The 272-nt window shown below is 40.4% G+C and carries 1 pseudogene; it reads right to left on the bottom strand.

Annotated elements, in window-relative coordinates:
* A pseudogene (locus tag SAY88_RS25050) lies at window positions 1–188 on the bottom strand (NmrA family NAD(P)-binding protein); the annotation flags it as partial.
* Window positions 189–272: the final 84 nt, after the last annotated feature.

Genomic DNA, 272 nt, shown 5'->3' with positions numbered 1-272 from the left:
ACGAAAGTTAAGTCCGAAAAATTTGATAAGCCACCATTTCGTAACATCGTCTTCACTTCGTTTTGTCGTGTCATATTACGCAATGTTGCGCGGACTGCATAACCCTTTTCGAGTAGTTGTAGGATGATGTTTACCGTGATATAACCTGAGCCACCAGTTACTAGGACAAGTTCTCGTTCATTTTGCATTTTCATATATCTCCTTTTCTAAGAGCTGGCATAACACTTGATACGTCAGTGATAACAGGATACAATGCGGGATGTAGAATGCCA

Source organism: Halalkalibacter flavus (genome assembly GCF_036663575.1).
Taxonomy (GTDB): Bacteria; Bacillota; Bacilli; order Bacillales; family Bacillaceae_D; genus Halalkalibacter; species Halalkalibacter flavus.
This window is presented reverse-complemented; position numbering and strand designations above follow the sequence as displayed.